8 protein-coding genes and 2 pseudogenes are annotated in these 11,759 nt (G+C 39.0%); 1 reads left to right on the top strand and 9 read right to left on the bottom strand.

The window, feature by feature from the left end:
- The first annotated feature begins 3 nt into the window (after window positions 1–3).
- The gene (locus JWG40_RS01835) at window positions 4–2,757 is read left to right on the top strand and encodes an ATP-binding protein (protein WP_205284173.1); all 2,754 of its coding nucleotides are present in this window, start codon (window positions 4–6) and stop codon (window positions 2,755–2,757) included.
- On the opposite strand, the gene JWG40_RS01830 is transcribed toward JWG40_RS01835, so the two are convergent.
- The 9 genes and pseudogenes from JWG40_RS01830 to JWG40_RS01795 all read right to left on the bottom strand — a co-directional run bounded on the left by JWG40_RS01830 (window position 2,758) and on the right by JWG40_RS01795 (window position 11,758).
- Window positions 2,758–3,810 (bottom strand): protein-glutamate methylesterase/protein-glutamine glutaminase, encoded by a 1,053-nt coding sequence (locus tag JWG40_RS01830; RefSeq protein ID WP_205284172.1) that lies wholly within the window; start codon window positions 3,808–3,810, stop codon window positions 2,758–2,760. It abuts the gene before it with no gap.
- Window positions 3,811–3,814: 4 nt separating this feature from the next.
- Window positions 3,815–4,303 carry a chemotaxis protein CheD gene (locus tag JWG40_RS01825; protein ID WP_205284171.1) on the bottom strand — a complete coding sequence of 163 codons (489 nt, stop codon included), beginning with the start codon at window positions 4,301–4,303 and terminating at the stop codon, window positions 3,815–3,817.
- A complete protein-coding gene (locus JWG40_RS01820; protein WP_205284170.1) occupies window positions 4,303–4,779 on the bottom strand; it encodes a chemotaxis protein CheW in 477 nt (158 codons plus the stop codon). Before JWG40_RS01820 ends, JWG40_RS01825 begins: the two co-directional genes overlap by 1 nt.
- A gap of 13 nt (window positions 4,780–4,792) precedes the next feature.
- A pseudogene (locus tag JWG40_RS20130) lies at window positions 4,793–5,830 on the bottom strand (methyl-accepting chemotaxis protein); the annotation flags it as partial.
- Window positions 5,831–5,857: 27 nt separating this feature from the next.
- Window positions 5,858–6,466 (bottom strand): annotated as a pseudogene (locus JWG40_RS20125) (PAS domain-containing protein); the annotation flags it as partial.
- A 1,051-nt stretch (window positions 6,467–7,517) separates the two neighbouring features.
- A complete protein-coding gene (locus JWG40_RS01810) occupies window positions 7,518–9,719 on the bottom strand; it encodes a chemotaxis protein CheA (RefSeq protein ID WP_205284168.1) in 2,202 nt (733 codons plus the stop codon).
- Window positions 9,719–10,090, bottom strand: coding sequence for an STAS domain-containing protein (locus JWG40_RS01805; protein ID WP_205284167.1), 372 nt, complete (start codon window positions 10,088–10,090; stop codon window positions 9,719–9,721). Before JWG40_RS01805 ends, JWG40_RS01810 begins: the two co-directional genes overlap by 1 nt.
- 2 nt (window positions 10,091–10,092) lie before the next feature.
- Entirely contained in the window at window positions 10,093–10,458 is a 366-nt protein-coding gene (locus JWG40_RS01800) for a response regulator (RefSeq protein WP_205284166.1), read from the bottom strand.
- Window positions 10,451–11,758, bottom strand: coding sequence for an ATP-binding response regulator (locus JWG40_RS01795; RefSeq protein WP_205284165.1), 1,308 nt, complete (start codon window positions 11,756–11,758; stop codon window positions 10,451–10,453). The genes JWG40_RS01800 and JWG40_RS01795 overlap by 8 nt, the downstream gene beginning before the upstream one ends.
- Window position 11,759 lies beyond the last annotated feature (1 nt).

The raw sequence follows: 11,759 nt of genomic DNA, 5'->3' as shown, positions 1-11,759 counted from the left end.
TCCATGTTAGATAAGAATTTAAAACGCATTCAGTTCCAAGAATCCGATTCCGCATGGATTCGGTCCTTTAGTGTAGAATCGATCAAGTGCCTCATTGTTTGTCGTGGCCCTGTTCGTAAAGAAACCATGGATGTTTTTGATTCCATTGGTGTGAAAGAATACGGAATTTTACTTTCAGAAAAAGATTCTATTGTCTATCCAAAGGCTTTGGCACCAGAACTACGTAACTTCCGTTTTGCGGAAAATATCCATCGTGTTCCAGATTATATGGGAGCAGGGAAAGAAGAGAAAGAACAGCGGATCCACCAAATCATTGGTATTGCTAAAAGCAATGGATACACTCATATCTTTGCTGGTTACGGATTTATGGCAGAAGATGCCGAATTTATTGAAGCTATTGAAAAAGCGGGAATCATCTTTATGGGGCCAAGTTCCCATGTAGCGAAAGGTGCAGGTGCTAAAGATGAGGCAAAAAAACTTGCTAGAAGTCTCAATGTATCGGTAACCCCTGGTGTGGATAATATTACCGCTCTTGCTTTACTCCGTAAAACTGGAAATTCCAAAGACGGACTTCTAAAAGTAGCTAAAGAAAATAACTTAAGCTTTTCTTTTAATGATGCAAGGTCTCTCGAAGACAATGCGGAAGATTTACTCCAACTATCTTATGAAAAAACCATAGACATTACCTCTATCCCTGATTTACAAAAAGAGTCTGCCATTCTTTGTGAAGATATTTGGAAAAAGTACCCAGGAAAACGAGTTCGATTCAAATACATCGGTGGTGGTGGGGGAAAGGGACAACGTGTCATCAGCGAAAAATCTGAAATTGATGCAGCAGTCATGGAAATCCTTGCGGAATCGAAAGTCACTGCCGTTGGATCCAATAGAAACTTCCTTATCGAGTTAAATATTGAAAACACTCGCCATAACGAAATCCAGTTGATTGGAAACGGAGAATGGTCTTTGTCACTTGGGGGTCGTGATTGTTCCTTACAAATGCACGAACAAAAACTTTTAGAAATTTCTCAAACGGTAGAGTTACTCCAAAAAGAAGCAGATCTCGTTCGTTCTACAAATCCTAAAAAAGCCGCAATCTTAGATAAAGACACACAAACTTTAAAAGATATGGAAAACCAAGCAGAAGTGTTTGGAAAAGCAATTCGTTTGAATTCAGTTTCTACTTTTGAATGTATTGTAGAAGGGAATAGTTTCTTCTTTATGGAAGTAAACACAAGGATTCAAGTAGAACATCGTGTTACCGAGATGGTGTACAAAATGAAGTTCACCAATCCAAGTGATCCAAATGATTTCTTTTATATTGATTCCCTTGTGGAAGCAATGGCTGTTCTTTCCATCCATGGACCAAGAGTTCCTAAACCGGAAAGAATCGTAAGAAATGTATCCGGAGCGGAAGTGCGAATCAATGCCACAAACCGTGCTCTGCAACCACATGCAGGTGGGATCATCCAAAACTGGTCCAATGCACTTCCTGAAGAAATTCGAGATGACCAAGGTATTTGTACTCGTAACCCTGATACAGGTGCCTTTGTTCACTACAATCTAGCAGGTGCGTATGATTCTAACGTAGCTCTTATCGTTTCCTATGGGAATTCGAGAACAGAAAACTTAGAAATTTTAGGAAACATTCTTCGCAAAACAGAGCTTCGGGGGCAAAACCTCGAAACAAACTTACTTGTTCACTACGGTCTTATCCAATGGATTTTGGGTAAGGATGCGATGTTCAAACCATCCACTGCTTTTATGATTTCTTATTTAGCAGGGATCGGTGCTTTACAATCCATTATCAATGATTTGGATTTAGAGTATCTTTGGTCTGAAAAAACTAAGGCTGCAGATCCAGAACTGAAAAAAATCTTAAACAAAAAGATGACCCTTGTTGTTCGTCCTTTGGAACGTCTTCTTGCTAACCCGCACCTACTTGGTGGATTTCTTGGATACTTCGATGGCAAACTTTGGACACGAACTGGAAACAATATAACCTTCGCAGAAAACCCCATCCAATTTTTGGATTCTTTGTATTACTACTTGAATTTAGATACAACAGAAGAGAAAGCAAGTTCAGAAAAGATTTGGGATCATGATGCAAACCTACTCACAGAAGCAAAAGCATTCTATTCCGAACTTTCGGTAAGAACTGGACTTAGTTCTTGGAAAGAACTCTCTGAAGCATTGGCCAAAGGTAAAAATCCTTCGAAAACTCTTTCTGAGGAACTCTGGACTGCTTCTGTTGCAAGCCATAATGGATTCCAAGCAGGTCTTGAAACATTATTGTTACTTCCCAAAATCGGTATCAAATCCAATTTCTTTGGTTTGGATGTGAATGCAGATTTGGACGGAGTGGTACCTGACGAATTCAAAAACAAAGATACTAGAGATGCTTTGATCAAAACTTTGAACCCACCGCCAAAAATGTCTGGGGATGAAATTGTGGCACCTATGGGTGGAATGTTTTACTCTAAGGAAGCTCCGAACCTACCACAACTTATCAATGAGGGGGATCATTTCCAAGCAGGACAACCACTCTTTATCATTGAGGTAATGAAGATGTTTAACAAAATTCTAGCTCCAGTGAGTGGAACCGTTGTTAAAAATCTAATGGTAGATTCCGATGGAAAGATTGTTTCGAAAGCACAACCCATATTCAAAATCAAACCAGATGAAATTCTAAAAGAAGAGTCTCCGGAAGACATTCGAGCTAGAAAAGTAAAAGTAACGAAAGAGTTGGGTCTCGGTTAATCAACCGTAACCCACGATTGTTTTGTAAATTTCAGTCAAAGGGAGGATGTGGTTTGCACTTCCTCTCTTGATTGCTTCCTTTGGCATTCCAAACACAACAGAAGTTTCTTCATTTTGGGCAATAGTATCTGCTCCTGCCTCTTTCATTTCATGCAGTCCTGCGGCACCATCATCTCCCATCCCCGTCATAATGATACCTTTCGCATTTTTTCCTGCATGCCTTGCTACAGAACGAAAAAGCACATCTACAGATGGTTTGTGACGATTGACGAGGGGACCATCAGTAACTTCTACATAGTATTGGGCACCAGAGCGCTTTACAGTCATATGACGGTTTCCTGGTGCAATGAGGGCTAGGCCTCGAACGACCCGGTCTCCATCCTTTGCTTCCCTTACACTGATTTCGCAGATGGAATCCAAACGTTTGGCAAAGGTTTCAGTAAATTTTTCTGGCATATGTTGGACAATGACAATCCCGGGAGTTTTATCTCTTGGAAGTTTCGTAAGAACTTCTTCTAAGGCAATAGTCCCTCCCGTAGAAGTTCCAATCGCCACAATTTTTTCTGTGGCTTGAAGTTGGGAGATATCTTGTTTTTTGTCTAGTTTGATCGTGAATTGTTTTTGGTTGGTAAGTGCAGGAAGAGATTTTAATGAAACAGAGGCAGCCGCCATTACAGCATCGGTGAGTTCAATGGTGCTTTCATTTAAAAAATCTTTTAATCCAATTTTTGGTTTTGTGATTATATCACAGGCACCAAGGCTCATCGCAAGCATTGCCGTATCGGAACCTTCCGTAGTTAAAGTAGAACATATGACCACGGGAGTTGGTCTTTCTGACATGATCTTTTTTAAAAAAGATAACCCGTCCATTCTTGGCATTTCAATGTCCAAAACAATCACATCGGGCCAATTGTTAGTCATTTTATCCAGTGCAAAAAGTGGATCAGAAGCACTTCCTAAAAATTCAAAGTTAGAGTCCGATTTGAATATTTCAGTTAACACTTGTCTTACGACAGCAGAATCATCAATGACAAATACCTTGATTTTTTTCATAAACCTATTTTTTTTCTACCCATACTTCACCGTCCCATACGGTAAAATATATCTTTCTCGATAAAGTTCCACCAATGTCTTCAGAGAGGATTTTGATTCCATTATCTCCCAGGATTTTTTTGGCGAATTCTGCATTTCTTTTTCCGACGTGAGAAGTGGAGTTGTCTTTTAAAATTTCTCTTTCTTCGTGGAGAAACATGTTGGATCCGCCAAATATTTTCGCGTAATACTCGCTTGGTGACGACCTATGTTTTTTCATTTCGGTGAAAAAAAAGGAAACCGCATCGATTCCATATTTGTGGGTTTTTTCAGAGTGGAGATCGGCAGGGGTAGGAAGGAGGTAATGACACAACCCCCCTAATTGGCGATTCGGATGCCATAAAACAATAGATACACAAGATCCAAGTAATGTTCTGACCCTAAATTCTGGCCCGCCGAAGAATATTTCTCCGGGGTTAAGAAAACGATCAATCACTTCAATTGGCGAATCCATCACATCACATTTGACGAGGTTTCTTGGATGGATTGTAACTCAGAAAGTTCCAGAATTTGGTTCACTTTCAGAATAATCACAAATTTATTTTCTAATTTCCCGAGACCTTGGATAAAATCCAATCGGATTTTGGAACCAAAACTGGGTGGCTCCTCAACGGAATCGGGAGTGATGTCTACCACTTCATTGACCGCGTCGACTAGGAGACCTACATCTATGATTTCATTATCCATCTTGATTTCTGTAATGATGATACAGGTTTTTCTATTTGTTTCTGTTTTCTTTTTGTAAAATCTCATATTGAGGTCAATGACGGGTACTACATTACCTCTCAAGTTAATCACACCTGGTATGTAATCTGGCATCATCGGAACGTGAGTCACTGACTCAAATTCTATGATCTCTTTGATATACAAAATTCCTAGGCCGAAAAGTTCTTCCGAAATTAAAAAAGTTAAGTATTGGAGTTCCTGCATATAGGTATCCTACTTAATACTTCTGAAATTTGCCATTGTCATCGGACGGATCCGCTTTTCTGGCATTCGGTGTTTGTAGACGTCCCGCTGGTTTTGCTACCGGTTTTGAATGTTTGGATTCTACAACAGATTGAAAGGTCGCTTGTTTTCCTAGTTTGAAGAAACTAATAGAAGAGAGAAGTTTTTCCGCTTGTGCTTGTAACTCTTCCGCAATGGCTGCTAGTTCTTCTGAGGCACTTGCTGATTGTTGGGATACTTGGTCTAGTTGTCCCATGGCTTTGTTGACCTCATTGACACCAGAAGATTGTTCTTGGCTCGCTGCCGTAATCTCTTGCACAAGGTCGGCAGTTTTATTGATGGCAGGAACAATTTCCTCAATGAGTTTTCCTGCAGATTCTGCTATCTGAACGGAATTTCCAGCCAAACTTCCAATTTCATTCGCTGATTTTTGAGAACGTTCTGCAAGTTTTCTAACTTCGGATGCAACCACAGCAAATCCTTTTCCGTGTTCACCAGCTCTTGCTGCTTCAATTGCAGCATTTAACGCAAGTAAGTTGGTTTGGTAAGCGATATCTTCAATGATAGATATTTTATCTGCAATTTCTTTCATCGCTGATACTGTATTTCTTACGGCTTCGCCACCTTGTTTTGCATCTTTTGCAGATTTTGTTGCAATAGTATCCGTCTGTTTTGCATTTTCTGCATTTTGATCAATGGAGGCACCCATTTCCTCTAAGGAAGCGGAAGTTTCTTCGACAGATGCAGCTTGTTCGCTGGCACCTTGTGAAAGTGTACTGGCAGTGGATGCCACTTCATCGGCGGCATTCACCAAAGCGTCTGTATTGGTTTTTACATCGTTTATGATATCCACAAGTTTTTTGGATGTATTGTTAAAGGAATCTCTAAGTTTTGCAAACCCACCATCGTAATCATTGGTAATGAGTTGCGTTAAGTCGCCGTTCTCTAAAGCAGCCAGTCCAATCACTAGATCGTCTACAATACGAGCTGTTTCAATGGCGATATTTTTTTGTTCCGTAATATCTGTTGCAAATTTGATGACTTTATAAGGTTTTCCGTTGAGATCAAGGATGGGGTTGTAAGTTGCTTGGAGCCAAACTCCTTTTCCTCCCTTGCCGATCCTTCTGTATTCTGCGGTTTGGTATTCTCCTCTGTTGAGTGTTGCCCAAAATTGACGATAATCTTCTGAGTTGACCATGGATGGTTCTACAAACATTCTGTGATGTTTTCCTACAATCTCTTGTAAGCTGTATCCCATTGTTTTTTGAAAGATATCGTTGGCAGTGATGATGGTTCCATCCATATTAAACTCGATGGTCGCTTGTGCTTTGTTGATGGCTTCAATTTGGCCAACAAATTCTCTGACTTGTTTTTTATTTTCAGTGATGTCTGTTGCAAATTTGATTACTTTGTATGGTTTGCCGTTGGCATCAAGGATTGGCGTGTAAGTGGCTTGGAGCCAGACCTCTTTTCCATTTTTACCAATTCGTTTGTATTCGGCTGTTTGGAACTCGCCTCTGTTGAGAGCTGACCAAAATTGACGATAACCCTCTGAATTTGCTTCCTGGGATTCGAGGAAAATTCTATGGTGTTGGCCTTTGACTTCATTCAAAGTATAACCCATTAGATTTAAGAAATTCTCATTTGCATGAGAGACTGTTCCGTCCATATTGAAATCTACAGTTGCTTGTGATCTTTCGATGGCTCTTGCATTTGCATTGGCCTCGGTCACATCTGCCCACTCCACAACACTACCCAATCTTTCGCCACTCGGAGTAATGATGGGATTTGCAATCAGACTAAACTCTCTGTTTCCAATTTTAATACTTGTTTTGTGTTCTGAAGTGAAGCTGCCAAGAAGCCTACGTTGGTGGCTCGGGTCTTTATGATAACCGTCAATGTTACTCCCCATCAAATCTTTTAGAGAGAAGTTACGAATTTGGGTTTTTATATCAGATTCTGATTTGGCAAACATGGTATTAATGGCTTTGTTCATATACACCACATTCAAATCCAAATCGGAAATCATTACGTTTGTAGAAACGCTGTCCAATGCCGTTTTGATTTGGATGGCGTCTTTGAGCGGTTTTCCTACTTGTCTCAGTAAAAGAAACATTAGAAGTGCTGTGATCGTTAGAAAAAGGGCACCGGAAATGAATAAGGGAAAAAGTTTTTCTAAAGGTTTTGTTTCTTCTCTGGAAATTTCAGATAGACTGTCTTTTTGTATCTGAGAGTTCCATTTGGAAATGGAAATAGAATAGGGTTTCCAAAGTTCAGTTAAGCTCGATTTTAGAAGGTCTTTTTTTGTGAGATCTTCCGGGTCGTTTAAAAACGCCTTAATCAAAGTTATATATTCTTCTTTCTGGATTTGAGCTGATTTTAGGATGACCGATTCTTCGGTGGAGGTAGGGAACTTGGAGATTTCTTCCCAAGCAGAATTCAGTTTTTCTAAATCATATTTGATTTTGGCAACTGAGGTTTTATCTATTTCCTGCGATTGGACGACTGTGAAGAGATCGGACTGTATCGATTGACTTAAATTCCAAACCGATGTTAGGTTTTCAGATTTTTGGATTTGAATTTTTGTTTTTTCTTCCGCGATACCCGAATTAGTGAGTGTCCCCCAGGAATAAAACGCAGTCCAAATAACAAATAGTAGACCCGTAAGGAAAAAACCTATCAGCTTTGTACTTATCTTTATATTTTTCATATCATCCTCTTCATTTATATAATCTTTCGTTTTCAACAGCTATGGTTCTTTCGAAGAGGGAGGGAATGTCAATAATCAGGGCCACATTTCCATCTCCTAAAATACTCGAACCACTTACACCCTTTACATGACGGAATACCGATCCCATAGGTTTGATTACTGTTTGGTATTCCCCAAGAAGTCGCTCGACAACGATTCCTGCTTTTTTTTCTCCATTCCGAACAATTACAATATTTTCGCGGGAATTTTCATTTGTAGATTCCGTTGGATAATAGTCTTTGAGACGAAGGAATGGAATTAAATTCCCTCGCAATGGAAAGAAGTTGTTGGAATCCATTTTGTTTTCCTCTGTAAAGTGGAGGCATTCCAAAACCATATCCATAGGAATGATGAATTGGTTTTTTCCCACTTCTACTAAAAATCCATCAATGATTGCAAGGGTTAATGGTAGACGAATAGTGAAACAACTTCCTTGGTTCTGAGTTGATTTGACAGCAATAGTTCCACGTAAGGATTCAATGTTTTGTAAAACAACATCAAGGCCCACACCTCTACCGGAAACATTGGTTACTTTCGAAGCAGTCGAAAGTCCGGGATGAAACAGAAGTTTAAAGACATCTTCGTCTGAATCTGGTTGAGGTCCAGAGACAAGTCCTTTATCAATTCCTTTTTGCCAAACTTTTTCTTTTTGAATCCCATTTCCGTCATCGGTGATTTCAATGACTACACTTCCAGCTTCATGGAAGGCGTTGAGTTTGATTGTTCCTTGTTTTGGTTTTCCCTTTTTGATTCGTTCTTCTGTTGGTTCCAATCCGTGGTCACAAGCATTTCTGACTAAGTGGGTTAAAGGATCACCTAACTTATCTACTATGTTTCGATCGAGTTCTGTTTCATTTCCTTCAGTGATCAGTTTGATTTCTTTACCAAGATCTTTGCCTAAATCTCGAACGGTTCTTGTATACTTTTGAAAAGTATCTCCAATAGGAACCATTCTCAATTTTAGCGAAATTTCTCTCACTTCGTTGAGTAGTCGCATCGCAAGCATGGAAGATTCTTGGAGATTAGAATCTTCCATAGAACCGATGAGTTGGTTCATATTGGCAGAGGCCACTACTAGTTCTCCCACACGATTGATTAAATTATCAATTCGTTTAGAATCTACTTTAATCGTTGATGATTTATTCTGATCTTTAAGAGCATTTGCTGGAATTTTTGAATCTTCTGGTTCTTGGATTCTTTCCGGCAAAGAAGTTGGTGTTTGGCTTTTGATTTGGGAAGGGGAAATACCTGTCTTACGGATTTTCAACTCCTCAAAGTAATTAATTAAATTAGCATCTGTTAGAATTTGGATTTCTTTCCAAATGTTCCCGAGTAAAATTTCTTCTTCTGGTAATTGCCCAGAAAGATCGGCCAGGTCTTCTATACTGGCACCTGGGGGGAGGATATGTAGAAAAGAATCACCTTCAATAAAGTTAAATACTTTGCGAACTGTTTCCAAATCGGAATCACAAACCAAGTGGATTTCGAAACCTAAATAACAGGATTCTGGATCAAATTCTTCAGAGTTTTGAATCGGATCTGAAATTGTTTTTAAGGCCTGGATTTTACCAATTTTTTTTAAGTATCCGATAAACGAGATGGGGTCGAGTCCTTGGGAAAATACGTTTCGGTTCGGTCGAAAAGAAATTAAGTAACCTGGAATGGAAGAATCTGATTTTTGTTTTGATTCAGAATTTTCTAGTAGACTAGAGTTACTGAAACTTAGGTTTTCTTTTTGTGATACGGGATCTTTTTCGATTTGGTTCTTTGTTGGATTCTCATCTTCCAGTTTTTGGAAGGGCTTCATTAAATCTAAGATAGAGTTCCCGTGGACGATCTTTGACTCAGGTATTTTCCCTTTTGTTTCTTCGGCTACTAAATAAGAGAGATGGTCTTTTGCTTTTAGTAAAATTTCTGTTAGTTCTTGTTGGAAGGGAATTTCATGGGATCGTAATTGGTCCAAAAGATTTTCAACAACATGTGTAAATTTTACAGTCGATTCAAAACCAAACATTCCCGCTGTTCCTTTGATTGTATGGACAGCGCGAAATATCGCATTGAGATCGTCATCCGTAGGGACGGAAATCTCCGTACGTAGTAGGATTGCTTCCATATCACGAAGGAACTCTTCGGATTCAACTAAATAGGCATCTATAACCTCTGTTAAATCCATTAGTCGATTTTCCTTGTGCCGTAACGAAATTCTACTTCAGCGGAATGTTCTTTTTTTACCTTAACTCGGTCACCAAAAAAACTAACAAGACCTAGTAGATCTAAAACTTTCAAAACGGGAAGGGAGTGGTTCGAAAGATGGATCGAAAAATGTTTTTTTTGACTTAATGTTTTCAGATACATCAAAAACTGAATTCCCGCGGAATCGATTCGCTGGATTCCGTTTAGATCTAGTTGGATGGCGGTTCCTTTGGAAATTGCCCAAATTTCAGTTAGTTTTTTCCATTCTTTTACAAAAGGTACGGTTAAATACCCCTCCCAAGAGATTTCTAAACCTGAATTTGTTTTCCGAAGGTTCTGGACTGGTTCCATGATTATGGTAGCAGTTTAGAAATGGTATCCAACAACTCTTCAGGAGAGAAAGGTTTGGTAAGCCATGCTTTTGCACCAGCGTCCATACCTTGTTGTTTTTTTTCCGGTTGGGATTCTGTTGTGAGCATGATGATAGGAGTGAATTTATACTTAGGATTTTCTTTAACTTTCTTTATAAAACTGATTCCATCCATATTCGGCATATTCATATCAGAAACGATCAAATCGACTTCATTCGATTCCAATTGTTTTAAACCTTCCAAACCATCTCCTGCCTCTATCAAATCATAGTTTGCATTTTTTAGATGGACTGAGATGATCTTTCTGAATACGGCAGAGTCATCAATAATCAATATTTTTCTATTCATGGTTTGTTCCCTTATCGTTTTGGATTGGTAAAAATATTTCTGCTATAATGCAGTCGGCTTTCACTTCTGTTGTGTGGTCGATTGCGTTTCTTATAAAGAACATTCCGTTGTGTCTGTGGAGGATAAAATCTACCATGGTTAGTCCAAGTCCTAAGCTGAATTTTTCTTTAGAATAGAAACTTTCAACGGGTGGATGAATGCGGTAGAATGGTTCCACCAGTTTTTTTTCTGACTTAGTGAGTTGTTTGGCATACTCATCTTCAATGATATTGTTTTTTGCAGATAAACAAAAATAGCCATCCACAAAGGTTACAAATACATCAAAATGCGATTTTCTTTTGGAATATTTCAGTCCATTCGTTATAATTTCATGCATAGCTACCTTCATTGATTCTATATCGAGATCAAGGAAGACTGATTGTTTTACAACCGGTAGATTTACTTTTAATTCTTTTTCCGCAATTTCGTCTCTAAATGTCTCAATGAGAGTAGGTAAGAGGCCTAGTAAGTCTTCGCTTTTGGTTCTAATTAAATTCGTATCGTTTTGAATAATATCTACTGCAAGGTCTAAACCCTTCATCATAGAGATGTTATGTTCATGGTTTTCAAATAACAAGTCCCAAAATTCTTTATTGATTGAGTAGTCTTTGCCTTGGTCCACTTTCATTTGTTGGATGGAGTCGATGATTGTAGACATCGCTCCAAGGCCGGAGCCCTGCATTAAAGTGGTTTTTAAGTTTAGAATCGAATGAAGCTCGGAATTGATTTCATTGGTTTTACGATGTGATTCCTTGTAATTCAGCCATTCCAATTGGCTTTTTAATTCTTTTGATTCCTCATCAATGAGAAGCGATTCCATTCGCTTTAAGTAGACGTATTCTAATGCCTTTTCCAAACGATCGGCAACAATTTCTATATGTAGGGGTTTTAAAAGATAATCATAGACGCCCATTTTCATAATTTCGATGATTTCATCGATTTGGTCTATGGCTGTTTGGATCATAAATACAGCGGAAGGTTCTAGTTTTTTTCTCTCTTGGATGAAGGTTTTTCCATCCAAAACAGGCATCATCAAATCCACCAAATACAGGCTATATGGACGTTTTGCTGCCATTTCAAGAGCGACTTTGCCATCTTCAGCAATCTCCGACTCCATTCCAATGCGTTTGCAAATCGCTTCTAAAAGGACTTGGTTTTCCTTTTTATCCTCGATGATAAGGATCGGTTCTTTGGGACGCCGAAGGTGTTCCTTTCTCTTTTCTTGCGAGGACTGACTTTGGTTTACGTTCGATTCCACCATA

It is taken from the genome of Leptospira abararensis (assembly GCF_016918735.1).
In the GTDB taxonomy this organism is placed as follows: domain Bacteria; phylum Spirochaetota; class Leptospiria; order Leptospirales; family Leptospiraceae; genus Leptospira_A; species Leptospira_A abararensis.
The sequence above is the reverse complement of the archived record's forward strand: the minus strand, read 5'-3'. Positions and strand labels throughout refer to the sequence as shown.

Bases quoted from the DNA above. Each gene is read 5' to 3' on its own strand.
- JWG40_RS01835 (WP_205284173.1), top strand. From the start codon at position 4: ATGTTAGATAAGAATTTAAAACGCATTCAGTTCCAAGAATCCGATTCC.
- JWG40_RS01830 (WP_205284172.1), bottom strand. From the start codon at position 3,810: ATGAAAAAAATCAAGGTATTTGTCATTGATGATTCTGCTGTCGTAAGA.
- JWG40_RS01825 (WP_205284171.1), bottom strand. From the start codon at position 4,303: ATGGATTCGCCAATTGAAGTGATTGATCGTTTTCTTAACCCCGGAGAA.
- JWG40_RS01820 (WP_205284170.1), bottom strand. From the start codon at position 4,779: ATGCAGGAACTCCAATACTTAACTTTTTTAATTTCGGAAGAACTTTTC.
- JWG40_RS01810 (WP_205284168.1), bottom strand. From the start codon at position 9,719: ATGGATTTAACAGAGGTTATAGATGCCTATTTAGTTGAATCCGAAGAG.
- JWG40_RS01805 (WP_205284167.1), bottom strand. From the start codon at position 10,090: ATGGAACCAGTCCAGAACCTTCGGAAAACAAATTCAGGTTTAGAAATC.
- JWG40_RS01800 (WP_205284166.1), bottom strand. From the start codon at position 10,458: ATGAATAGAAAAATATTGATTATTGATGACTCTGCCGTATTCAGAAAG.
- JWG40_RS01795 (WP_205284165.1), bottom strand. From the start codon at position 11,758: ATGGTGGAATCGAACGTAAACCAAAGTCAGTCCTCGCAAGAAAAGAGA.